Source organism: Paenarthrobacter nicotinovorans, assembly GCF_021919345.1.
In the GTDB taxonomy this organism is placed as follows: Bacteria; Actinomycetota; Actinomycetes; order Actinomycetales; family Micrococcaceae; genus Arthrobacter; species Arthrobacter nicotinovorans.
The window spans coordinates 2,502,005-2,525,999 of sequence record NZ_CP089293.1; the positions used below are offsets into that span (position 1 = coordinate 2,502,005).

At 63.6% G+C, this 23,995-nt stretch carries 19 protein-coding genes; 5 read left to right on the forward strand and 14 right to left on the reverse strand.

The window, feature by feature from the left end:
* The first annotated feature begins 108 nt into the window (after positions 1-108).
* The gene (locus JMY29_RS11700) at positions 109-1,509 is read left to right on the forward strand and encodes a glucose-6-phosphate dehydrogenase (RefSeq protein ID WP_189076817.1); all 1,401 of its coding nucleotides are present in this window, start codon (positions 109-111) and stop codon (positions 1,507-1,509) included.
* Between the two features lie 100 nt (positions 1,510-1,609).
* On the opposite strand, the gene JMY29_RS11705 is transcribed toward JMY29_RS11700, so the two are convergent.
* Both JMY29_RS11705 and JMY29_RS11710 read right to left on the reverse strand, forming a co-directional pair.
* Positions 1,610-1,948, reverse strand: a complete 339-nt coding sequence (locus JMY29_RS11705) for a P-II family nitrogen regulator (protein WP_017199639.1) — start codon at positions 1,946-1,948, stop codon at positions 1,610-1,612.
* Positions 1,945-3,276, reverse strand: coding sequence for an ammonium transporter (locus tag JMY29_RS11710; RefSeq protein WP_064723400.1), 1,332 nt, complete (start codon positions 3,274-3,276; stop codon positions 1,945-1,947). Before JMY29_RS11710 ends, JMY29_RS11705 begins: the two co-directional genes overlap by 4 nt.
* Before the next feature lie 262 nt (positions 3,277-3,538).
* Between JMY29_RS11710 and JMY29_RS11715 the strand changes: the two genes are divergently transcribed.
* On the forward strand, positions 3,539-4,759 hold the full coding sequence (locus tag JMY29_RS11715) for an MFS transporter (RefSeq protein ID WP_189076816.1): 1,221 nt from the start codon (positions 3,539-3,541) through the stop codon (positions 4,757-4,759).
* A 96-nt stretch (positions 4,760-4,855) separates the two neighbouring features.
* On the opposite strand, the gene ftsY is transcribed toward JMY29_RS11715, so the two are convergent.
* Together ftsY and smc are read right to left on the reverse strand one after the other, a co-directional pair.
* A complete protein-coding gene (gene ftsY, locus JMY29_RS11720; protein WP_018776218.1) occupies positions 4,856-6,061 on the reverse strand; it encodes a signal recognition particle-docking protein FtsY in 1,206 nt (401 codons plus the stop codon).
* 20 nt (positions 6,062-6,081) lie between these two features.
* Positions 6,082-9,660 carry a chromosome segregation protein SMC gene (gene smc, locus JMY29_RS11725; RefSeq protein ID WP_189076815.1) on the reverse strand — a complete coding sequence of 1,193 codons (3,579 nt, stop codon included), beginning with the start codon at positions 9,658-9,660 and terminating at the stop codon, positions 6,082-6,084.
* Positions 9,661-10,008: 348 nt separating this feature from the next.
* Between smc and JMY29_RS11730 the strand changes: the two genes are divergently transcribed.
* Positions 10,009-14,916: a DUF4082 domain-containing protein gene (locus tag JMY29_RS11730; RefSeq protein ID WP_189076814.1), complete on the forward strand. Its 4,908-nt coding sequence runs from the start codon at positions 10,009-10,011 to the stop codon at positions 14,914-14,916.
* Between the two features lie 10 nt (positions 14,917-14,926).
* On the opposite strand, the gene JMY29_RS11735 is transcribed toward JMY29_RS11730, so the two are convergent.
* From JMY29_RS11735 to coaD, 9 genes are all read right to left on the reverse strand, one after another.
* Positions 14,927-15,967: a TolB family protein gene (locus tag JMY29_RS11735; protein ID WP_189076813.1), complete on the reverse strand. Its 1,041-nt coding sequence runs from the start codon at positions 15,965-15,967 to the stop codon at positions 14,927-14,929.
* Entirely contained in the window at positions 15,964-17,265 is a 1,302-nt protein-coding gene (locus JMY29_RS11740; protein WP_233460923.1) for an MFS transporter, read from the reverse strand. Before JMY29_RS11740 ends, JMY29_RS11735 begins: the two co-directional genes overlap by 4 nt.
* A 7-nt stretch (positions 17,266-17,272) precedes the next feature.
* A complete protein-coding gene (locus JMY29_RS11745; RefSeq protein ID WP_189076812.1) occupies positions 17,273-17,992 on the reverse strand; it encodes a hypothetical protein in 720 nt (239 codons plus the stop codon).
* Positions 17,989-18,129 carry a hypothetical protein gene (locus tag JMY29_RS11750; protein ID WP_155845886.1) on the reverse strand — a complete coding sequence of 47 codons (141 nt, stop codon included), beginning with the start codon at positions 18,127-18,129 and terminating at the stop codon, positions 17,989-17,991. The genes JMY29_RS11745 and JMY29_RS11750 overlap by 4 nt, the downstream gene beginning before the upstream one ends.
* A gap of 46 nt (positions 18,130-18,175) precedes the next feature.
* Complete coding sequence (gene mutM / locus JMY29_RS11755; protein ID WP_189076811.1) at positions 18,176-19,153, reverse strand: bifunctional DNA-formamidopyrimidine glycosylase/DNA-(apurinic or apyrimidinic site) lyase; 978 nt, start codon at positions 19,151-19,153, stop codon at positions 18,176-18,178.
* 3 nt (positions 19,154-19,156) lie between these two features.
* A complete protein-coding gene (gene rnc / locus JMY29_RS11760) occupies positions 19,157-19,867 on the reverse strand; it encodes a ribonuclease III (protein ID WP_018776226.1) in 711 nt (236 codons plus the stop codon).
* 23 nt (positions 19,868-19,890) lie between these two features.
* Positions 19,891-20,094 carry a 50S ribosomal protein L32 gene (gene rpmF, locus JMY29_RS11765; protein ID WP_011775139.1) on the reverse strand — a complete coding sequence of 68 codons (204 nt, stop codon included), beginning with the start codon at positions 20,092-20,094 and terminating at the stop codon, positions 19,891-19,893.
* Positions 20,095-20,127: 33 nt separating this feature from the next.
* Complete coding sequence (locus JMY29_RS11770; protein ID WP_079582429.1) at positions 20,128-20,655, reverse strand: YceD family protein; 528 nt, start codon at positions 20,653-20,655, stop codon at positions 20,128-20,130.
* Positions 20,656-20,820: 165 nt separating this feature from the next.
* Positions 20,821-21,321 (reverse strand): pantetheine-phosphate adenylyltransferase, encoded by a 501-nt coding sequence (gene coaD / locus JMY29_RS11775; protein ID WP_018776228.1) that lies wholly within the window; start codon positions 21,319-21,321, stop codon positions 20,821-20,823.
* A gap of 35 nt (positions 21,322-21,356) precedes the next feature.
* On the opposite strand from coaD, the gene JMY29_RS11780 reads away from it, so the two are divergent.
* Positions 21,357-22,610 (forward strand): aminotransferase class I/II-fold pyridoxal phosphate-dependent enzyme, encoded by a 1,254-nt coding sequence (locus JMY29_RS11780; protein WP_189076810.1) that lies wholly within the window; start codon positions 21,357-21,359, stop codon positions 22,608-22,610.
* Positions 22,607-23,395, forward strand: a complete 789-nt coding sequence (locus JMY29_RS11785) for a spermidine synthase (protein ID WP_189076809.1) — start codon at positions 22,607-22,609, stop codon at positions 23,393-23,395. The genes JMY29_RS11780 and JMY29_RS11785 overlap by 4 nt, the downstream gene beginning before the upstream one ends.
* A 13-nt stretch (positions 23,396-23,408) precedes the next feature.
* On the opposite strand, the gene rsmD is transcribed toward JMY29_RS11785, so the two are convergent.
* Positions 23,409-23,975, reverse strand: coding sequence for a 16S rRNA (guanine(966)-N(2))-methyltransferase RsmD (rsmD, locus tag JMY29_RS11790; RefSeq protein WP_018776231.1), 567 nt, complete (start codon positions 23,973-23,975; stop codon positions 23,409-23,411).
* Between the last annotated feature and the right edge of the window lie 20 nt (positions 23,976-23,995).

Below are 23,995 nucleotides of genomic sequence, written 5' to 3' on the forward strand. Positions count from 1 at the left end.
CCGCGCACTTCTTTCGATGGTCTACGAATGGTGGCCGGTCCGGCGTTAACCACGGGACTCGACTATCTAGGGTACCAAGTCACGCTGGCAAGGTGGCATGCTGGCACAGTGACCAGTAAAACAACTGTAAAAACGTTGCTCATCCTCGGCGCGTCCGGGGACCTGACAGGCAGGCTGCTCCTACCCGGACTAGCCGGACTCCTGGCTGCCGGCCGTGCCCCCGGACTGAGGCTGGTGGGCGCCGGTTCGGACCCGTGGTCACCGGATCAATGGCAGGAACGGGTCAAGGGCGCCTTCGAGGCGGCGTCGGAGTCCGCCGATACTGCCGGACGCGCGGCTTTGGCCGCAGTTGCCGAAAGTACCGAATACCACCAGGTGGATGTGACAGCGGATGGCCCCTTGGCCGAACTGCTGGCGCAGCTGGAGGGGCCGGTCGCCGTGTACTTTGCACTGCCTCCGCACGTCAGCCAGAAGGCCTGCGAAATACTGCGGCGTGAGCAGGTGCCGGACGGCACGCGCCTGGTGATGGAGAAGCCCTTCGGCTCGGGCACTGAATCAGCGCGTGAATTGAACAAGACCCTGGCGGCCCTGGTGCCCGAGGACCACATCCACCGCGTGGACCACTTCCTGGGCAAGGCGACAGTCCTGAATATCCTGGGCCTACGCTTCGCCAACAGATTCCTGGAACCCGTCTGGAACCGTGAGCACGTCGAAAAGGTGGAAATCGTCTTCGACGAAGACCTGGCCCTCGAAGGACGGGCGCGTTACTACGACGCTGCCGGCGCCCTGCGTGACATGATCCAAAGCCATCTCCTGCACATCATGGCTTTCCTGGCCATCGATGCCCCGGCCACCATCGAAGAACGCGATCTCCGTGACGCTGTGGCAACCGTGCTGCGCGCCAGCAGCATCAAAGCCCCCTTCGAGGCCTCCACACGGCGGGCCAGGTACACCGCCGGAACCCTCGGCGAACGTACAGTCCCCGACTACGCCGCTGAACAAGGCGTGGATCCCGGCCGAAACACCGAAACCCTGGCCGAAGTCCAGGTGGACATTGATAACTGGCGGTGGAAGGGCGTCCCGTTCATCCTCCGGTCCGGAAAAGCCATGGGAGAACGCCGGAAGGAAGCTGTCATCACCTTCCGGCCGGTTCCCCAGCTGCCGGTGGGCTTTACGGGGGTGGACTCCCCCAACCAACTACGGATTGGTTTCGGGCCGGACACCTTGGAGCTCCATGTCGATGTCAACGGGCCCGGAAACATCTTCACGCTGGACCGCGCGACCCTCATGGCAGAACTGAGCGCAGCGGGAATGCTGCCCTACGGTGAAGTCCTGGAAGGAATCCTCACCGGCGATCCCCTGCTGTCCGTCCGCGGCGACACCGCCGAAGACTGCTGGCGGATCATCGAGCCGGTCCTGCAGGCCTGGGCGGACGGCGAGGTGCCGCTGGAAGAATACGACGCCGGGAGCACCGGCCCCGCAGCGTGGCCCACCGCCGTCGAGGACTAAAGCCAGCTGCAACGCACAGCGGGCCGGGTACCTTGACTGGTACCCGGCCCGCTTGTTGCATGTCCTGGACTGTATTCCGTCCGGGCTTTGCAGCTGTGTCCTAGATTGCGGCCGCGCCCCGTTCGCCGGTGCGAACCCGGACGGCTTCGTAAACGTCCACCGTCCACACCTTGCCGTCACCGGCACGACCGGTGTTCGAGCTTGCGATGAGGACATCGAGGATGTCGTCCGCCTGTTCGTCGGTCGCGAGAACCTCGATCCGGATCTTGGGCAGCAGGTCCACGTTGTACTCAGCTCCGCGGTATACCTCGGTATAGCCGCGCTGCCGGCCATAACCACTGGCCGCGCTGACCGTCAGGCCCTGGACTCCGTAGGCTTCGAGGCCTTCACGGACCGCTTCAAGCTTTTCGGGACGAACGATCGCTGTGATGAGCTTCATGCCTGGACACTCTCCTTGCCCTCTGCGGGTGCCTTGGTTGCGGTGCTTTCCGACTTGCCGGTCATGGCCTCGTGCAGCGGCTGGAAGCTGCCACCGTGGCCGTTGACGCCGAACTCGTAGGCCGTCTCAGCGTGAAGGCTGAGATCGACGCCGACGCTCTCCTGTTCGGTGGAGACCCGGAAGCCCATGGTCTTGTGGATGGCGAAGGCGATGATGGCGGTCATGATGGCCGAGAAGACAATGGCTACACCGGCTGCTGCGAGCTGTGCCCACAGTTGGGTGAAACCGCCACCGTAGAACAGGCCGCCGGCCGTGACGCCTTCGCTCGGAGTCGCGATGAAGCCGATTGCCACGGTACCGATGATGCCGGACACCAAGTGCACGCCGACCACATCAAGGGAGTCATCGAAGCCCCAGCGGAACTTCAGGCCTACGGCAAGGGCGGAGGCAACACCGGCAACCACACCGAGGCCGAGGGCACCTACGGGGCTCACGTTTGCACATGCCGGAGTGATGGCAACCAGGCCGGCAACCACACCGGATGCTGCGCCGAGCGAGGTCGGGTGGCCATCGCGGATCCGTTCGGTGACGAGCCAACCAATCATGGCAGCGGCAGGAGCGGCGAGGGTGTTGATCCAGATCAGGCCGGCCTGCTCAGCCGAGGCTGCTGCACCGCCGTTGAAGCCGAACCAGCCGAACCACAGGATTGCCGCACCCAGCATGACGAACGGGATGTTGTGCGGGCGGTGGTTCGGATCCTTGCCGAAGCCCCGACGGTTGCCAATGATGAGGACGAGAACAAGCGCAGCAACACCGGCATTGATGTGCACCACTGTGCCGCCGGCGAAGTCGATGGCCGGGCCAAGAGCCTTTCCGATCTCGCCTTCAGGACCAAACAGTCCTCCACCCCACACCATGTAGGCCAAGGGGGCGTAGACGAGCGTGACCCAGACGGGCACGAAGAGGCTCCAGGCGCCAAACTTGGCGCGGTCCGCAATCGCACCACTGATGAGGGCCACCGTGATGATGGCGAAGGTTGCAGCGTAGCCGACCTTGATCAGACCGTCGGGTGTACTGATACCTTCGAGGCCGAAGGTGGCGAACGGGTTTCCGACGATTTCCAGGAATCCTTCGCCGGAGCTCATTGACGAGCCCCACAGCACCCATACAACACCGACGATACCGATGGAGATGAAGCTCATCATCATCATGTTCAGGGCTGCTTTGGCGCGTGTCATGCCGCCGTAGAAAAATGCCAGACCAGGTGTCATGAACAGCACAAGCGCCGCCGCCACCATGACCCATACGTGACCTGCGGTAAGTTCCATGGTGCACGTTCCTCTCTTGCTAGATCTGCGGTTCAACCGCTGTCCTGACGCCTTTTGCGTCCTGCTTAAGAGTTTTGTGCCGCCGTGTTTCACCTGCGCTGGATTTATATTGCGGGCCGGTTACAACAACCTCCCCAACGTAAATGGTGCATATCTCCGATGTTACGGATATGTTTCAGGCGTCAGACTTCACAGGAATTGCCCAGCTCAACCCCGTCGCAGCGCAGAAGTGCCAAAAACCCACCAGAAGGACCAGCCCCGAATGACCCAGTCGTCCCGATCCACCAAAGTTCCAAGGATCCGGCAGGAAAAGGCGCCCTTGCCTCGGGACATCAAGGTGATGTTGGCTGCCGCCTTCCTGATCGCCTTGGGATTCGGGCTGGTCGCTCCCGTTCTGCCGCAATTCGCCACGACCTTCGACGTTGGTGCCACCGCGGCTGCCGTGATCGTGAGCATCTTCGCTTTCATGCGGCTGGTCTTCGCACCGGCGGGCGGGGCCTTAATCGGACGGTTCGGGGAACGGAACGTGTACGTCTCCGGCCTTTTGATCGTTGCCGTTTCCACTGCGGCCTGCGCGTTTGCCCAGGACTACTGGCAGCTGCTGATCTTCCGCGGACTCGGCGGGGCCGGCTCGGTGATGTTTACCGTTGCGGCCATGGGTCTGCTCATCCGGCTCGCACCGCCGGAACGGCGTGGCAGGGTATCCGGCGCCTATGCTTCGGCGTTCCTGATTGGCAGCGTCCTAGGGCCGGTGGTGGGTGGCTTGCTGGCAGGTTTCGGGCTGAGGGTTCCCTTCCTGGCCTATGCCGGAGCGCTCCTTGTTGCTGCCCTGGTGGTCCGGACAATGCTCCGAGGTGACGGCAATGCCGCCCAGGAGGCGGGACCGGCACCCGCAATGGCTTTGAAAGAGGCGCTGTCCGACTCCGCCTACCGCGCCGCGGTTTTTTCCAGCTTCGGCAACGGCTGGGTGACGTTCGGCGTCCGCATGGCTACCATTCCGCTCTTTGCTGTGGCCGTCCTGGATTCACGTCCGGAAACCGCTGCGTGGGCACTGGCCGTGTTCGCCGTCGGAAATGCCCTTGCCCTGACGTTCTCCGGCCGCCTGGCAGATGCCTGGGGACGAAAACGCCTGCTGATCCCGGGCCTGGTCATCACTGGACTGGCCACAGGGCTCATCGGCCTCACCACGGATCTGGCTGCCTTCTTCATCGCCTCCGCCATAGCAGGCTTCGGCTCCGGCTTGCTGGGGCCGGCGCAGCAGGCCGCCGTCGCCGATGTCATTGGAAGGGGACGCTCGGGCGGCAAGGTGCTTGCCGTCTTCCAGATGGCTGCCGATACTGGCGCAATCATCGGCCCGGTGGTTGCCGGCCTGATCGCCGACCGCTTGGGCTATGGCTGGGCGTTCGGCCTGACGGGTGCGGTGCTGTTGCTCACCGCGGCAGCGTGGCTGCCCGCAAGGGAACCCCTTACACCCAGGAACTGACCGGCGGCCGAGGTTGCCCGGTTTCGAGTCAACCACTGCTGCCGGCCAGTCCAGTGGGAGTTCTGTTTGGCTGGAGCTCTTCAGCTATTTCGCTGTTTAGTTGAGCAGTGCGTCAACGAAACTTTCCGCTTCGAAGGGTGCAAGGTCGTCCGGGCCTTCACCCAGGCCGATCAGCTTCACCGGAACGCCGAGGGACTTCTGGATGGCGACAACGATGCCGCCCTTGGCCGTGCCGTCGAGCTTGGTCAGCACGATGCCGGTGATGTTGACCACTTCAGCAAAAACCCGTGCCTGGTTGAGTCCGTTCTGGCCGGTAGTGGCGTCCAGTACCAGCAGGACCTCGTCCACCTCCGCCAGCTTCTCGATGACCCGCTTCACCTTGCCCAGCTCATCCATGAGGCCGGTCTTGTTTTGCAGGCGTCCTGCCGTGTCCACCATGACAACATCGACCTCCTGGTCGATGCCTGCCTTCACGGCCTCGTAGGCAACCGAGGCAGGGTCCGCGCCGTCGATGTCGGACTTGACCGTGGGCACACCCACGCGCTGTCCCCACGTGGCCAACTGCTCAGCCGCGGCGGCACGGAAGGTGTCAGCAGCACCAAGCAGCACGTCCTTGTCTTCGGCCACCAGGACACGCGCCAGCTTGCCCACGGTGGTGGTCTTGCCGACGCCGTTCACACCGACAACAAGCACGACGGCGGGACGGTCGCCTTTGCGTTCGACGTTCAGTGAACGGTCCATCCCGGGATCAACCAGCTTGATGAGCTCTTCCCTGAGCATCGCCTTGACGTCTTCGGGGCTGCGGGTGCCCAGGACTTTGACACGCTCACGCAATGCATCAACCAACTGCATGGTGGGCTCGGTGCCGAGATCGGCCAGGAGAAGGGTTTCCTCCACCTCATCCCAGACGTTCTCGTCGATCTTGTCGCCGGACAGCAAGGCCAGCAGGCCCTTGCCGAGGATGTTGTTGGACTTGACCAGGCGGGCGCGCAGGCGGGTCAGGCGCCCTTCGACCGGCGCCGGGGTGTCGATGGCGATGGTTTCGAGCCCTGCGGCGTCGTCCGGAACATCCGTGCCTTCGACTGTTCCGTCAAAGGTCGGGGCCGGTGCCTTAGCCGCATCCGGGCGGTCCTCCACAAGGGTTCCGCCGCCTGCTGCCGACGACTGCAAAGGATCGTTCGCATCTCGCGTTCCGGGGTATTTTGCGCCCGATTTGCGGGCCTTCATCAATACCGGCACGAGTCCGCCGACCACTACGAGCGCAGCGAGAATGGACAGAATTATGGGTAGGAAATCGTTCACTCCCCTACCTTCTCATAAAGCTAAGCCCCGGCACCGAGCCTCTGGCTGATGACGGTTGACACGCCATCACCGCGCATCGTCACACCGTAGAGGGCATCGGCCACTTCCATGGTGCGCTTTTGGTGGGTGATCACGATGAGCTGGCTGGACTCCCGCAATTCTTCAAAGATGGTGATGAGCCGGCCCAGGTTGGTGTCATCCAGCGCCGCTTCGACTTCGTCCATGACATAGAACGGTGAAGGCCTCGCCTTGAAGATGGCAACCAGCAGTGCGACAGCAGTCAGGGAGCGCTCACCACCTGAAAGCAGTGAAAGCCTCTTGATCTTCTTCCCGGCGGGACGGGCCTCTACCTCGATGCCCGTGGTCAACATGTCATCCGGATCAGTAAGAACCAGCTTTCCCTCGCCACCGGGGAAGAGCCTGGCAAAGACGTGGTCGAACTGGGCTGAGGTGTCCGCGAAAGCTTCCGTGAAGACCTGCTGGACGCGTTTGTCCACCTCTTTGATGATGTCCAGCAGGTCTTTCCGGCTGGACTTGAGATCTTCCAACTGCGAGCTCAGGAACTGGTGCCGCTCTTCCAGGGCTGCAAACTCCTCGAGCGCCAGCGGGTTCACTTTGCCCAGGGCTGCCAGCTCGCGCTCGGCCTTCTTCAGCCGCTTCTCCTGCTCCGCCCGGACAAAGGGAACACCTTCCACCACAGGTTCGCCGTTTTCGTCGACGGGGGCCCGCAGTTCGGCCCATTTGTCCGTGGTGGATCCGGCGGGAAGCGGAACCGGCCGGTCCGGGCCGTAGTCGGCAATGAGCTGCTCAGCGGAAAGTCCCAGTTCCTCGATTGCCCGGCTTTCCAAGGCCTCGATCCGCAGCCGCTGTTGTGTCCGTGCCATCTCATCCCGATGCACCGAATCGGTCAGTTCGGCAAGCTCGCGTGCCAGGGCCTCGTTGCCCGAGCGGACGTCCGAAAGCTCTTTTTCAAGGAGTTCGCGTTTCTGCTCGGCCTGGTCCCGTTCATCGGCAGCCACCTCCACCGAGACGTCCACGTAGCGCAGAGTCTGTTCGACCGCCGAAACAACAGCGGCAGCACGCTGGGCCTGTGCCCTGCGACGCTGGGCCCGTCGTGCAGCCTCCTCACGCGCACGGCGTTCGGTGGCTGCAGCCCGCTCCAGGGAGGCAGCCCGGTTGCTGACCGCGCCAAGTTGCTCTTCGGCAGTGCGAAGCGCCAGCCGGGCTTCCGTCTCCAGGGCGCGGGCCGTCCTCGCCTCAGCGGCAAGTTCATCCCGCTGGTCGGTGGAGGGTTCCTCGTCAGGGACTTCCTGGGCGGCAGCAAGGCGCTCGGCAGCAACTTCCAGATCCAGCTGCGCCTCCGCAATATTTGCTTCAGCCTTGGCCATGGAGGCCGCCAGACGATCGCTTTCGCCCACTGCGCTGCGCAGAACAGAATTCAGGTGGCCCAGGCGTTCGGCGACAGCAGCAAGCCGCGCGTCGGACTCATGCAGTCTTTCCAGTGCGGCATCGGCACGGTCCTGCGCTTCGGCGCGGCGGGCCTGGGCCCCGGCGAGGGCGAAACGGCCACGCTCCAGCCGGGCGGTGACCTCATGAAGGCGGGCATCGGCGTCGTCCACTGCGGCCTGGACTTCAAGAAGCGATGGTGCGGTGGCTGAGCCGCCAAGGACGGTCACGGCGGTAAAAACGTCACCGTCGGTGGTGACTGCCTTCACTTCAGGGTAGTCCGCGACCAGCGCCGCCGCCGTGCGGAGGTCATCGACCACGACGGTATTGGCCAGGAGTCCGAGGGCACCGTGGCCCGCCGGGTCGGCTATTTTTACGACGTCGACAGCCCGGCGGCATCCCGCAGGCAGTTCGACGGCGGTCCGGGCGTCGCCTTCTTCGGCGAAACCGCCGGCCAAGAGCAACGCCGCACGACCGGCGTCGTCCTTCTTCAACAGACCCAAGGCCGCAACGGCGGCGTCGGCACCGGCAACCACCAGGGCATCCGAGGCGCTGCCCAGGGCCGCGGCAATGGCGGCCTCGCAGCCGGGCTCGATGCTGATCAAACCCGCCAGCGGACCGAGTACTCCTTCGGTCGTCAGCAGGTGCCCGGAGCCATCTTTGCGGTTGAGTCCGAGCTGAAGCGCATCCCGCCGGGCCGTCAGGGCGTCCCGCTCACGGACTGCCTCCCGCTCGGAAGCCTTGAGTTCCTCAATTTCAGCAAGTACTCCGTCCAGCGCCGCGCTTGCTTCCTCGTATTCGGCATCCAGGCTTTCCTCGCCGTCCTCGACGCCGGCTACTTGCGCTTCAAGGGCGGCGAACTCGCTTTGCGCCTTTCTACGCCGCTCATCTCCGGCCCCCTGCGACTCCCGCAACCTGCCGCGCTCGGCCTCGGCTGCCTCTGCCCGGGACCGTGCGGCAGCAAGCTGGCCGGCGAGACGGGCAAGCCCCTCGCGGCGGTCGGCTGCAGCTCGCAACATGACTGTGAGGCGTTTGTCTTCGGCGGCTGCGAGTGCTTCGGCTGCGTCCTTGGCGACGGTGGCTTCAAGCAGTGCGGCCTGTTTTGCCAGGATGTCGTGTTCCAGGGCTGCTTGTTCCTCGCGGACCCTGGCGGCCTGGCGCTCGAGGTGTTCCGGATCGCGCCCCGATTCGGGTGCGGTTTCGGAGGAGCCCAGCAGGCGCCGCCGTTCAGCGGCCAGCGAACCCAGCGAACGCAGACGCTCCCTGCCGGCGGAGAGCTGGTACCAGGTATCGCGGGCGGCGTTGAGGCGGGGAGTTGCTTCTGCGGCGTGCTGTTCCAGCTCTGCTTGCCGTCGCCGTCCCACGCCCAGCCCGGCTTCGACTACCTGGCGGCGTTCCTTGAGCGCGGCTTCGTCGGCGACGTCCTGTTCCAGGGTGGTTGTCAGTTGTACGAGGTCGTCGGCAAGGAGACGGGCGCGGGCGTCGCGTACGTCGAACTGGACGGTTTGTGCGCGGCGGGCGATTTCGGCCTGTTTCCCCAAGGGGGTCAGTTGTCGACGGATTTCGGCGGTGAGGTCACTGAGCCGTGCCAGGTTGGCCTGCATGGCCTCCAGCTTGCGCACTGTTTTTTCTTTGCGCCGCCGGTGCTTGAGGATGCCCGCGGCTTCTTCGATGAAGCCCCGGCGGTCTTCGGGCGTAGCGTGCAGCACGCGGTCCAGCTGGCCTTGGCCAACGATCACGTGCATTTCCCGGCCGAGACCGGAATCCGAGAGGAGTTCCTGGATGTCCAGCAGCCGGCACGGCGCACCGTTGATGGCGTATTCGGAACCACCGGTGCGAAAGAGGGTGCGGGAAATGGTTACTTCGCTGTACTCGATGGGAAGCGCGTTGTCCGCGTTGTCGATGGTCAACGACACATGGGCCCGGCCAAGTGGCGGGCGGCCCGAGGTTCCGGCGAAGATGACGTCTTCCATTTTTCCGCCGCGCAGTGTTTTTGCGCCCTGCTCGCCCATGACCCAGGCCAGCGCATCCACCACGTTGGATTTGCCGGATCCATTGGGACCGACGACGGCAGTGACGCCGGGCTCGAAGTCGAACGTCGTGGCCGACGCAAACGACTTGAATCCGCGGACGGTCAAACTTTTCAAATGCAAGGCGCTTCGGTTCTCCTGGGTGGCCCGGGTGTTTGTGTCCCCCTAAATCTACTGCCGTTTACGTGAAATCCGCGGATCTGCAGCGGGAAAGCCTTGCGGCAGGGATGCCGCACCCCTACACTCCTGCCAAGGGTTACTTGGTGGATTCGTTCCGGTGATCCGGCCTCGGCTTGAACTTCTGTTCGGCTTTGGCTGGATCCGGTCCCGTAGTAGGAACGCCTGTCCACAAGGCACCGTGGTTTCAATAACTGAAGATCTTGGTTTGACCCTGGCTGGGGAGCGGCAAGCAGGGGCTGCGTGAAGACGCAGACCCGTCGTAGCAATTGGCGTACCACTCCAGGAGTTCTCATGCCCGGTCCTTCAGTAACCCCACCTCAGCGGGCCCTCAAGGGGCTGCTCTTCACTTTGGTGCTGGCAATGGTGGCAGCGTTGCTGCCCCTGACCGCCCCCGCGGCTGTGGCGGCAGGCCCCTGCGACCCCATAGTGAACGCTGTGGCGTGTGAGAATTCCAAACCGGGCAGCCCGCCCTCGGAATGGGACATTGACGGGGCCGGGGATGACACAATCCAGGGTTTCTCCACCGAGATCAGCGTCAACGCCGGACAACCCATCCGCTTCAAGATCGACACGAAGGCCCCCAGCTACACCATCGCGATCTACCGCACGGGCTGGTATGGAGGCAACGGTGCACGGAAGATTGCCGACGTCACTCCATCGGTCCTGCGCCAGACGCAGCCCGCATGCAGGAACGATCTGACGACCGAACTCTATGACTGCGGTACCTGGGCTGTTTCGGCCACCTGGCAGGTACCTGCGACCGCGGTCTCAGGGGTCTATATCGCCCTTCTCACTCGACCGGATACGGGCGGCCAGAGCCACATCACCTTCATCGTCAGGAACGACGGAAACCGTTCATCGATCGTTTTCCAAACAGCGGACCAGACCTGGCAGGCCTACAACACGTATGGCGGCGCCGACTTCTACCAGGGGGCCGTCAACGGGCGCGCCTACAAAGTGAGCTACAACCGCCCCGTGAACACCCGGGGCGGCATCGGAGGCCGGGACTTCTACTTCGCCAACGAATATCCGATGGTGCGGTTCCTGGAACAAAACGGCTATGACGTCAGCTACGTCAGCGGCCTTGACGTTGACCGCAATGGTGCGGAGCTGCTGAACCACAAGGTATTTCTTTCCGTCGGCCACGACGAATACTGGTCCGGCCCCCAAAGGGCCAATGTTACTGCGGCCCGCGACGCGGGCGTCAACCTCCAGTTCCTTTCGGGCAATGAAATGTACTGGCGTACGCGGTTCGAGCCCTCCTCCGTGGACGGCGCCGCGGGCCGCACCTTGACCTGCTACAAGGAGACGTGGAGCAACGGAAAGATCGACCCCACCAGCCAATGGACCGGAACATGGCGGGATCCGCGCTACGCATCCCAGGCCAATGGCGGTGGTCTGCCCGAAAACGGATTGACGGGCACGCTGTATATGTCCAACTACACCGACCTTCCAGTGACGGTGTCAGCCGCTGAAGGAAAGTCGCGGTTGTGGCGCAATACCTCACTGGCTTCCCTGCCCGCAGGTGCCACTGCTGCCTTGGCGCCGCACACAGTGGGCTATGAATCCGACGAGGACCTCGATAACGGTTTCCGGCCGTCAGGTCTGATCCAGCTGTCCACAACAGTCGGCAGCGTCAGCGAGTACCTCCAGGATTACGGAAATACGGTCAAGCCCGGCACAACCACGCATCACATCACCCTGTACCGGGCGGCCAGCGGGGCTCTTGTCTTCTCGGCCGGCAGCGTCCAGTGGACCTGGGGCCTGGATCAGGAGCACGACGGCGACGGCGCCGCTGCCGATATGCGCATGCGGCAGGCTCAAGTGAACTTGTTTGCGGACATGGGCGTTCAGCCGGCAACCCGCGCGGCCGGGCTTGTTGCTGCGAGCGCGAGCTCGGATCTGACCGGCCCCACGGCGACCATCACCGCTCCAGCCAACGGCGCAACCATCGCGCACGGAAGCAGCGTGACGGTCACCGGAACTGCCACGGACACCGGCGGTGTTGTGGCCGGCGTCGAGGTTTCCACCGACGGCGGTACTACCTGGCACCCGGCCCAGGGCAAGGCTTCCTGGACCTACACCTACATCCAGAAGGGCCTGGACACCGCCGCGATCCAGGTTCGGGCCGTGGATGACAGCGCCAACATCGGAGCCGTGGCTACGAGGAACCTTGGCCTCACCGGACCCTACAGCGTCTTTGGCCAAACTGTCCCTGCCATCACCGACTCCGGAGACGGCGGAGCCTACGAAATGGGCCTGCGGTTCACGCCCTCAGTGAATGGCTTCGTGACGGGGGTCCGGTTCTACAAGAGCTCGGCCAATACCGGAACCCACACGGGTTCGTTGTGGAGCTCCACCGGCACCCGCCTGGCTACCGCCACTTTTGCCAATGAAACCGCCTCGGGCTGGCAGAGCGTGCTGTTCAGCCAGCCGGTAGCCGTTTCCGCGGGCCAAAAGTACACGGTCTCGTACTGGGCACCCAGGGGGCACTATGCCACCAAGGACTACCAGTGGGCGAGCTTTGGATTCAATGATCCGCCGTTGAAGGTCACCGGTGGTTTCGGGGCGGAGCCTGCGGGCGTGTACAACACCTCGCAAGGCTTCCCGACCACCAGTTTCAACGGTGGCAACTACTTCGTTGATGCAGTTTTCAGCACCGTGGATACTTCGCCGCTGACGGTGTCCGGGCAGTCCCCCATTCCGTCATCGTCCAGCGTCCCCGTGACCACCAAGGTCAGCGCCTCCTTCTCCAAGCCAGTGACCCCAGCCAGCGTCCAGCTGGTCCTGAAGTCTTCTGCCGGAACGGTAACGGGCACTACGAGCTATGACGCGACCACGCGCAAGGCAACGTTCACTCCGGCATCCCAGCTGGCCTTCAGCACCGTGTACACGGCAACGTTGTCAGGCACTGACAGCACGGGAGGCCAGGTCACCTCGGGCGGCACGTGGACCTTCACCACCGCTGCCACGGCGTCCGTGCCGGGATCGTGCCCGTGCAGCCTCTATGACGACTCCGTCACTCCCGGCATCGCGGAAATCCAGGACGGAGTCCCGCTGACCTTGGGAGTACGGTTCACCAGTGTCTCCGCCGGTCAGGTGACCGGGGTCCGCTTCTACAAGTCAGCCGGCAACACCGGCACCCATACAGGCGCGCTCTACACAGCGGGCGGGCAGCAGCTGGCAACGGTCACCTTTGCCAATGAGAGCAGTTCCGGGTGGCAGACGGCCATGTTCAGCCAGCCGGTCCAAATGGCTGCCAATACCGAGTACATAGCTAGCTACAAGTCAACCACGGGCGCATATTCGGCAACCGCCAATGGCTTTGGGGCCGGACTGAGCGTTGGACCGTTGCGGACTGTGTCGGACGCGGGGGCCTACAGCTACAGCGGGGACTTCCCTGCTTCGAGGTCCTCCACCAGTTACCTGGTGGACGTAGTGGTGGTGGTCTCGGCGCCTCCGTTCACCGTTGGTGGCCACTCCCCCATTCCGAACGCCTCGAGCGTTCCGCTCAACACAACGGTCAGCGCGGTTCTTTCGGAAGCAGCCGTGTCCTCAAGCGTCGCTCTGTCACTCAAGACGGCCGCAGGTGCCGCCGTTGCCGGGACCACTGTCTATGACAGCAACACCCGCAAGGTGACCTTCACGCCCTCGGCACCTTTGGCGGCGGCTACTTCCTACACGGCCACCGTGACTGCTACGGCTGTTTCCGGACAACCAATGTCATCCGGTGGGACGTGGCAGTTCACCACAGTACAGGCCGCGGGCACACCCGGTTCGTGCCCGTGCACCCTGTACGAGGACACGGTGACGCCAACGACCCTCGAAGTAGATGATGGCGTGCCCTTGACCTTGGGTGTCCGCTTCACCAGCGACACTGCGGGCCAGGTGACCGGTGTGCGCTTCTACAAGTCGGCCGGCAACACCGGGACCCACACCGGATACCTCTACACGGTGGGCGGCCAGGTCCTGGCGACCGTGACGTTCACGAACGAATCCAGTACCGGCTGGCAGACTGCTACGTTCAGCCAGCCCGTGAACATCCAGGCGGACACCGAGTATGTAGCTGCCTACAAGACGCCCACAGGCAAGTACTCCTACACCTCCGGTGGCTTCGGTGAAGGCTTCACGAGGGGACCGCTGAAGACCCAGCCGGATTCGGGGGCGTACTCCTACACCAGTGACTTCCCGAGTACGGCGTCCACGGCCAGCTACCTGGTGGACCTGGTCTTCACCGTAGCCGCACCTCCCCTGTCCATCAGTGCCCAGGTGCCCGCTCCAGGAGCCACCGCCATTCCCACGGACGTGAAACCATCCATCACGTTCTCCACCGCCATCAATCCGGGCGCCACGTTCACTTTGACCGCGAACGGATCCTCTGTCGCAGGAACGGCAGCACTGTCAGCTGACGCCCGCACCATCACGTTCACGCCGACGGCCGCCCTTCCCGCCAACACCCAGATATCCGCCAACGTCTCGGGCGTGGCCACCCCGCAGGGGCAATCCCTGCCCCCGACCACCTGGCAGTTCACCACGGCGGCGGCAGCGGTCCAGCAATCGACGATCTTCGGTTCGTTGCTTCCCCAGGTTGCCGCCAACTCCGACCCGCTTTCGGTGGAGCTCGGAACTGCCTTCACGGTGTCCCAGGCGGGGAACGTCACAGGGATCCGCTTCTACAAGGGAACCGGGAACACAGGCACCCATGTTGGTTCGCTGTGGAACGCCGCAGGCACCAGGCTGGCACAGGTGACCTTCACCAACGAAACGGCCACCGGCTGGCAAACCGCCACCTTGGCAACCCCGGTTGCCTTGTCTACCGGACAGACCTATGTGGTCTCCTACCGGGCGCCAAACGGCCGCTACTCCTCAACGCAGGGATTCTTTAACCAGACATGGACGAGCGGAGTGTTCACGGCCTCGGGCCCCAACAACGGACGCTACCGGTACGGCTCAGGCGGCGTGATGCCCACCAGTTCCTGGAACGCCACGAACTACTTCGTGGATGTGGTGTACTCCACCGCAGCTCCAGCCCAGCAGCAGGCGGCGCCGTCACCATCACCTACTGCCACGCCGACAGCAACCCCAACAGCAACAGCGACAGCGACCCCGACCCCGTCACCGACAGCGACCCCGTCACCGAGTCCGTCACCCAGCCCGACCCAGACTGGACTCGTCTGCGGCTTGCTCGGGATCTGCTGAAGCAACAACGTCAGCGAACGACGCTGGGCGACCAACCATGGGCAATGAACATGCTTGGTTGGGCGCCCGGTTCCGTTTCCAGCTTCCAGATGTTGCTGTCCCCGTCCGTTGTCTCGTCCGGCAAGCCATAGAGAAGGCTCCGGTCATCGAGCCACTCGATTTGGTCATCCACACTGCGCTTTTCGGCAAGGACGGTCTCGCGTCCGCTGGCGAGGTCAAGAACCGCGATGTTCCAGTGCGCTGCCAGCGCGCCGCCGTCGTTCTTCTTGTACGCGATCCGGGTCCCGTCCGGGGAAATCGAAGGACACTCCACGTTGTCATGGACAGCCGTCAAAGTCCTTGCTGACAGGCTCCCCCGCACCAGCCAGATGCGTCCGGAGGCGGCCGCAGTGGCATAGAAAACATCCGCCTGGTCCGGTGCGAAGGTCACCCCCCAGATGTTGCGGTCGGTAGCCTGCAACCGTTCGCCGTTGACCAGCAGGGCGAAGTCCTCGAGGTTGCCGGTGGAACCGCCTGGGAGGCTGATTTCGGTGGCGGTGGAAAATCCTGCTGTCGCATAGGAGTGGCCGGTGACGAACACCGTAGTGGCAATATTGGAGCCGTCGGGGCTGATCCGGGTCCGGCTGGGGATCCCGGGAAGCGGCCAGGCCCGTTGCTGCTCCCAGTTACGGTTGAACACCTCGGCTTCAAAAGAGGTCACCAGCCCCCGGTTGGTGCGCAAACACACCACCTGCTCCGGCGAGCCGTAGACCCGGTCGCATTCCTGGCCGCTCACGGCCCGGCTACCGCCGGGATCCGACAACGGAACAGTTGCGGCGTTCCCGTACCCCTGCCCTGACGCGGTGTTCCGGAACAGCACGAACGGAGCACCGGGGAGCTGTCCGCCGGCTGAGGTCCCCACGGACGAGGCCGCCGTCCGGCTTTCTTCAAAGCGTTGGTAGGCCCCCACCGCGTAGACGCCCGCTGCGACCAGGACCAGTACAGTGACCACCAGGAGGACACCCCACCGCACCTTCCCCGCGGCAGCTCCCCCGAAGGCGCGTTCCCTCATGCTCCGTCGCTCACGTCGGCCGGGACATCGCGCTTGGCACCTCGGAGGATGAAAACCACAGCCACAACGGCACAGGCCAAAAGCGCCCCTGCCAAGAGCATCGCGGTGGAAGCACCAACGGCGTACCACAACACACCGAATCCGGCCGAGGCCAGCATGCGGGTCAGAGCCACCACAGTCTGCGCGGAGGCGATTCCCGTGGCGAGTTTTCCCGACGGCGTCAGCTGGCTGGCCAGCGCGGCCAGGACGCCGTCAGTGCCTGCGTAAAAGGCACCCAGCAGGACCAAACAGCCCAGCGTCGCCCAAAGCCCGCCAAAAGGAGCGGCGGCCAACAAATACGTAGCAAGCAGCGCAACGTGCCCGGCGACGAACACCGGGATCTTCCCCACGCGGTCTGCCAGCCGTCCCAGCGGAATGGCCAAAGCAAGAAACACCACGTTGGTGCCAACAAAAAGCAGGGGAAACCACTGGACCGCGAAGGAATCCCTGTCCTGCAGGACCAGGTAGATGAAGCCGTCGCCAATCGTGACCAGGCCCAAGAGCCCTGCCGCGATCAGCAGCTTGCCCAAACCCGGTTCCTTCAAATGGCTCCACGAAAAGGCGAAAAGCCTGCGGTCCTTACGTTCGCTGGCCCCTCTCAAGGCCTTGGCCTGGACATCGGGCACCACCAGGGCAAGGACGGCGACACCGATCACCGCGAAGGCCAGGGACACCACGAACACAGTGCTGAACCCGTTGGGAATCATCAACAGCACAAAGAAGGCGATCAACGGACCCGCTGCCGCGCCGATGTTGTCCAGCATCCGGTGCACGCCGAACGATCTCGCCAGATGCTGCGGCTGCGCCGAGACTGAAATCAGCGCATCACGCGGAGCCGTCCTGATGCCCTTGCCGATGCGGTCGGCTGTGACGATTGCCGCGATCGCCCAAAAACTCCCGGCGACAAGGAATCCGATCCTGGCAAGCATGGACAAGCCATAGCCCGCCACAGCTATCCGCTTAGGGTGGCCGGTGCGGTCGGCAGCCCAGCCGGCTGCGATCCTGACGATGGCACTGGCACCCTGGTTGATGCCGTCAATGACGCCGAAGGCGATGGTGGATAAACCCAGGAAACCTGTCACGTACAGGGGCAGGATGGCCGACACCGACTCCGAGGAAACATCGGTGACCATACTGACAATGCCCAGCCAAAGGATGACCGGAGACAAGCGGAACGGCACCTCGCTGGATAGTGCCGTCCCCATGCCCTGCGGTTTATCCCGCTTACCGCCGCTGCGGTCCGAAAGGGAAATATACATGGGTGCCCTAATCTGCCGCCGTGTGCAGGCTGCCCAGAAGCTGGAAGCGCGAGCTGCCTGTCCCTGTGGTTGATACCGAAACGGTCACCGTATCCGCGCCCCTCACGAACCGTGCAGCCATGGCACCGTCAGCGGCTGGAGCGTCTTCGGACCAGAATCCATGCGATACCAAGGAATCTCGGAAGGAACCCAGCACCTCTGCCTGGGGCTTGTCGATGATGCCATCAGCTGCGACCTGGAGCGTGTTGCCCGAGGTCGACACGGAGGTTGAACCGATGGTCGAGCCCGCTGGCAAGGTGAGGATCCCTGCGGGCCAGCCGTCCACCATTTCACCGGCTGCGGTACCAGGCTCCGGCAAGGCTCCGGTGATCAGTGGAGCGGGAGCAGTTGGCGCGGGCAGCCCTGTCGGTGTTGCCGTCACAGGGGGAAGGACTTCCAGTGGCTGGCCGGCGGACGGTGACGAACCGCCGTCGCCACCGTTTTCAGTACCTCCGCTTGCTGAAGCATCCGACGGCGAACTGCCGGAGCCGGGTGCCTCGGCGCCTTGCGACGTGGTTCCCGCCGAAGCTGTTGACCCGGGGGCAGTCGAGCCCGGGCTTGGGGACGACGAGGACGTCGTCTGCGCCGAAGGGGCCGGCTTCACCGCCAGTTGGTCAAAGAGTATTGCGACGGCGGCGATCAGCACGGCAAGGCATATGCCTGCGATGACCAGCCGCCGCGCCATCATGGCATGACCGGAAGAACAGCCCCGCCCGGCCGCGGATTTACGGCGTGGGACTCAGGGGCGGCGGGTAGAAGTGACGCCACCTGCGACGAGGTGGCGTTCGGCCGTGCGATGGCGATGTACCGCACCAAGCGTTTCATGGGGACAGTCTGCCATTCACGCCACGATTCCGGAACAGTTTTGGCGCTACCAGCGCCCATTCCGTGGGCGGGGCTGGCAAACCGGGCAGGTGTAGGAGGAACGGTTCATGAATTGTTCCCGTTTGATGACACTCTGAAGCCCCTTCCCGGCACAACGCAGGCAGTATTCACCGGCCCGCCCGTAGGCGTTGAGGGAGCGCGCGAAGTAGCCGGAATCGCCGTTGACGTTAACGTAGAGGGAGTCGAAGCTGGTCCCGCCGGCGGCCAAGGCGGCGTCCATGACATCCTTAACGGCCGAGATGAGCCGCTCGGCGTCTGCCCGTCGCAAGGTATCGGTGGGCCGTGCGTAGTGGAGCTGCGCCTTCCACAGGGCCTCGTCGGCGTAGATGTTGCCGATACCGGAGATGACTCCCTGGTCCAGCAGGGCACGCTTCAGGCCCGTCTTCCGCTTCTTGACGTTCCGGTAGAACGCGTCGAATGAGAACCACGGATCCAACGGATCCCTTGCTATGTGCGAGGCTTCCTCGGCGATCTCCGGCAGCGGCGTCTCGCCCAGGCCTCCGGGCCCGGAGTCCGGGGTGGGCACAAGGGAGGTCACGAAGAGTCCGCCGAAGATCCTCTGGTCCACGAACCTGAGTTGTTCCGGCATGCCCTCCACCGGGCTCAGCGAGATCCTGACCTTGAGGTGTTTTTCGTCCGGCACGTCCGGATCCTGCATGAGAAGTTGTCCGCTCATTCCCAGATGGGCCATAAGCGCGACCTTGGGCAGGGTCGCGACCTCGGGAAGGGTCCCGTCACCGGTGGCGGACACACCGTCCATGGAGAGAGGCATCCACAGGAACTTTCCCCGCCGCACGACGTCAAGCACCGTGGCGTGTTCCAGATTCCCCACGAAGTCTTCGGTCCCAAGGGTGTGGCGCCTGATGGAGCGCGGGTCCAGCACCTCGACGGCTGTGATGGTCCGGCCCCTGACCCATCGGGCAAGGCCACGGCGCACCACTTCTACTTCGGGAAGCTCAGGCATGGATCAAGCGGACGCCGGACCAGTCGGGGTCGTGTCCAGGGCAGTCAGGGCACGCCAGGCATCGGCGGCCGCTTCCTGCTCTGCTTCCTTCTTGGAGTGACCGGAACCGCGTCCGTAGGGTGTTCCGCCAATGTTCAGTACGGCTTCGAAAGTCCGCGCGTGATCCGGTCCGGAGCCTTCCACCGCATAGTGGATGGCGCCCAATTGCCGGCTGGCGGTGAGCTCCTGGATGCTGGTCTTCCAGTCCGTGCCGGCGCCCAGGGCACCTGCGTCCTTCAGGAGGGGTCCCACGAGCCGCATGACCAGCTGGCGTGCGGTTTCGATGTCGTTTGACAGATAAGTGGCACCGATCAGCGCCTCCATGGTGTCAGCCAGGATGGAGGCTTTGTTCTTGCCGTCAGTAAGCTTTTCGCCTTGGCCGAGGTAGATGAACTCGCCGACGCCGATCTCACGGCCGATTCCGGCCAGAGCGCGCGTACTGACGACGGCGGAGCGGCGCTTGGCAAGCTCGCCTTCAGGCAGCGTGGGGTTCTCACGGTAAAGGGAATCGGTCACGGAGAAACCCAGGATGGAGTCGCCGAGGAACTCAAGGCGCTCGTTGGTGGGGATCCCGCCGTTCTCATACGCGTATGAGCGATGTGTGAGAGCAAGACGAAGCGTCTCGGTGTCAATGGAGACACCGAGACGCTTCAGAAGCTCTTCAGTTGAAGACATCCTTAGTCAGCCTCTACGGCAGATTAGGCGTCTGCGACCTTGCGGCCCTTGTATTCAAGGAACAGCGCGGTGCCGGCAGAGTCAGTAACGACCTTTGCCTGGTGCGGCAGGCTGTAGGTAACCTGACCGTTTTCGATGGTCTTGACCAAGTTGGGGGCAGTTGCCTTCCACTGGGCACGGCGGGCGCGTGTATTTGCGCGAGACATTTTCCGCTTGGGAACAGCCACGGCTATCTCATTTCTCTCTTAGACGAACACTTACTAATCGGTTTGCCGGTCAGTCTTAGCCAGATCAGCTAGGGCAGCCCAGCGAGGGTCAATGACCTCGTGGTGGTGCCCCGGCTCGTCTTCCAGGCGCGCTCCACATTCGGAGCACAGACCCTGGCAGTCTTCCCGGCACACCGGCTGGAACGGCAGCATAGTGACAACTGCGTCCCGCAACACCGGCTCAAGATCGATCAGATCGTACTCGACTCGACGTTGCTCTTCATCGTCTTCTTCGGCCGAAAGCTCAGCACCTTCGTAGAAGAAAAGTTCTTGCACATTGACCTCAAGGTCATACGCAAGGGGATCCAGGCATCGCCCACACTCGCCGGTTACTTCGACGATCGCGGATCCGGATACCAGAATTCCTTCGTGTACGGCCTCAAGACGAAGATCCAGCTCGATATCCGAGCCTTCCTTTACGCCAATGAGCGCCACACCAAGGTCACTTGGCGCAGGTACATGCTCGTTGAGTGTCCGCATGGTCCCTGGACTGCGTCCAAGGTCCTTGACTACCAGCGCCAAGGGCGAACTTGCATCTCGCTTAATGAGAACTCCTGTAGAACATATGACCGACGTACCATCTTAGCCTGATCACGCTTGAGGACTCAAACCGGCACCGGGCGCGCACAGAAGCACGCTGGTTTCAGCTTGGGGAACTCTGCGTGAGGGCGCAGGTACCCGACAAGCCTACCCCTTGCGGGGCGCTTCAGTGGGCGGCTCGCCTGCAAGGAGCCGCTTCAACACAGATTTGGGGACGTAATCAGAGATGTCCCCGCCCAGGACATTGACTTCCTTGATCAGGGTGGAGGACAGGTGGACGTAGTGCGCTTCGGCGGGCAGGAAGACGGTTTCGACGCCGGTCAACTGGCGGTTCATCGTGGCCATCGGCAACTCGTAGTCGAAGTCCGAGGACGAGCGCAGGCCTTTGACGATCGCCGAAACGCCCCTGTGGCGGCAATACTCGGCCAGCAGGCCTTCACCCATGGGCTCCACGATGATTCCGCGCAGGGAAGCCAACGTTTCGCGTGCCATCTCCATCCGGTCTTCGAGGCTGAACCGGTACTTTTTGGCGTAATTGGTGGACACGGCAACGATGACTTCATCGAACAGGCCGGCGGCCCGGGCAATGACTTCGAGATGTCCATTGTGGATGGGGTCAAAGGATCCAGGGCATACCGCGCGTCTCATGAGACGAACCTACCCCATGGCTTCGCCGGGATACCATGGCTGCCATGGCATCAGCAGGCAGCAGCGCTCCCCTTATTGGAACTTCAGCCGACGCTCCGGCACCTTGGAAACGGGCCGCTATGGGAGCCAACCTGCTCTCACCTGCCGGGGACCTGGGAGTCACCATCTTCGAAGAAATGACCACACTGGCTGTGTCCACCGGAGCCATCAACCTCGGTCAGGGCTTTCCCGACGAGGACGGCCCCGTAGAGATCAAGGACGCAGCGCAGGCCGCCATTGCGGCAGGAGCGAACCAGTATGCGCCAGGCAAGGGGGTTGCCGCATTGCGGGAGGCCGTCTCGGCCCACCAGCAACGGTTTTACGGCCTGGACCCGGATCCCGACAATGAAGTCCTTGTCACTACGGGAGCAACCGAGGCCATCGCAGCGGCGCTGCTTGCCTTCGTCCAACCCGGCGACGAGGTCCTGACCTTCGAGCCTTTCTACGACTCGTACGGTGCCATCATCGGGATGTCCGGCGCCAAGCATGTCACCGCTCCCCTGCTGGCCCCTGATTTCCTGCCGGACCTCGAAACGTTGGAAGAAGCCTTCAGCAGCAGAACCAAAATTGTCCTCCTGAACAACCCGCACAACCCCACGGGTGCCGTATTTCCGCATAGCGTCCTCGCCAGGATCGTGGAATTGGCCGGCAAATACGACGCCATCATCCTCAGCGACGAAGTGTATGAGCATCTCACCTTCGGAGTGCCGCACATCCCGGTCACCACCTTGCCCGGCGCCGCCGAACGAACCATCACCATTTCCTCCGCCGGCAAGACGTTTTCCTTCACCGGATGGAAGATCGGCTGGCTCACCGGACCGGCACACCTGGTGGCAGCTGTACGCACCGTGAAGCAATTCCTGACCTACAGCTCCGGCACGCCATTCCAGGGCGCCATCGCGGTCGGCCTGGGCCTTCCCGACGCGTTTTACCAGGGCATTGCCGATACCCTCCGGCAAAAGCGCGACATCCTCGCCGAAGGCCTCCGCGCCGCAGGCTTCGGCGTTTTCAACCCCAGCGGCACGTATTTCATCAACGTCGATACCGCGCCGCTGGGCATCAGGGATTCCGTTGATCTCGCCAGGCGCCTGCCCGGACTCGTCGGAGTGGCTGCCATCCCTGTTCCGGTCTTCTGTCATCCGGAAGGCGCCGAACGCACCCGCAGCCTCCTGCGTTTTGCCTTCTGCAAGAAGATCGACGTCCTGGAAGAAGCTGCCGGGCGCCTGGCTACGCTCAAGGAACGCCTGTGAATTCCCGGGATTCCGGCCATGCCGCCCGCTTCCTCCGCACCAGCGGCCAGCACGCCACGATCGATACAGACCCCCTCGTGGAGGGCAGCTTCATCCTGAGCATCGGCGGAGCCGAACAGTCACACGTGAACCTGGCGGCGCCCGGTGAGATCTTCTATGAATACCTCCGCAGGATCGGGCACGTGGTGGACCTGGCCGCAGAACCTGGCCGCCCCATCCGGGCCCTTCATCTGGGCGCCGGAGCACTTACACTGGCCCGCTACATCCAGGCCACCCGACCGGGCTCCGAACAGTACGCCGTTGAACTGGAACGTGAACTCCTGGACTTTGTCCTCCAGAAACTGCCGATGCCCGACGGTACAAGGCTGACCTCCCATATCGGCGACGCGCGCGACGCATTGGCGCAGCTTCCCGCCGAGGCGGGGTTCGACGTCGTCATCCTTGACATCTTTTCCGGGCCCGAGGCCCCTTCCCATATCGCCTGCAGGGAGTTCTATGAAGAGGCAGCAGCCCGGCTGGCTCCCGATGGCGTCCTCATCGTCAATGTGGGCGACGAGCCGGCGCTCACGCTTGTCCGCAGCCAGGTCTCAGCGCTGCGCAAGGCCATGCCGGATGTTGCTGCGTTCGCGGAGGCCGGCATGTTTGAAGGCCGCTATCCGGGCAACATAATTTTGGTCGGCACACGTACGCCATGGCCCGCGGAATGGACAGCTGAACTATTGGCCCGCGGCCCCCACCCGGCTGCCGTCCTGACGGGCGTGGACCTGGACCGGATCGCCGGCTAAACGGAACCAGTGCTCACGCCGGTTCAGCGAACCACAGCTTGGTCTCCCCGTACTTTTTGTCGGCGAAACACTCCAAGGCATCCGGCCACGACGGTTCGGGGCTGCGGGAACTGCGCTCCACCACCACAACGGCGGCATCGTCCAGGTGCAGTGCCAGCTTTTCGAGCACCGCAGCCAGCGCCGGTTCGTCCAGGGGGTAGGGCGGGTCAAGGAAGACCAGGTCCCACACCGAAGCATCGCCTGCACGCTCCAGGAACGATTCCACCTTGGAACGGTGGACGGAAACTTTCTTGGACCCCAGGGTCTGGTTGACCAGGTCCGCGTTCCGTTGGCAGACGTCGCTTGCCTTGGCATCGAACTCCACCAGGTCCACGCTGTGCGCGCCCCGGCTGGCGCTCTCGACACCCAGTGAACCCGAGCCCGCGTAGAGATCCAGGACCCGCGCGCCGTCGATCACCGCCAACGATTCCAGACGCGAAAACAGGGCCTCCTTGACGCGGTCCGTCGTGGGTCTGGTGGCATTGCCGGGGACGCTTGCCAGAGGGTTTCCGCCGGCAACTCCGGCGATGATGCGGCTCACAGGCATACTCCTTGCGGGCC